We start from the raw sequence: 272 nt of genomic DNA on the forward strand, positions 1-272 counted from the left end.
GAGATGGTGAACGATACGTCGTCGAGGGCGACGGTGTCCTCGCCGTATCTCTTGGTGACGTTTTCGAATTCGATCGTTGGCATAGCGTGTGACGTTGTCCGAAAGGGGAGGGATCGGGTGAAAAGTGATCCGAAGTTGGAGACGGGGCCTTACTGGTCGAAGATGTCCGTGCCGACGCCGAGCTCGTTGGCGACGTCGATGACGGACTGGTAGTCCTCCTGGCTCGCCTCGCGGACCTTGCTGAACCAGAGGTCGTCGTCGGTGTCGGACTC

At 59.6% G+C, this 272-nt stretch carries 1 pseudogene; it reads right to left on the minus strand.

Annotation, left to right across the window (positions count from 1 at the left end):
• Nucleotides 1-149 precede the first annotated feature (149 nt).
• Nucleotides 150-272 (minus strand): annotated as a pseudogene (locus tag EXE45_RS21770) (phosphate/phosphite/phosphonate ABC transporter substrate-binding protein); the annotation flags it as partial.

The sequence above is a fragment of the Halorubrum sp. SP9 genome (assembly GCF_005435015.1).
Classification (GTDB): Archaea; Halobacteriota; Halobacteria; order Halobacteriales; family Haloferacaceae; genus Halorubrum; species Halorubrum sodomense.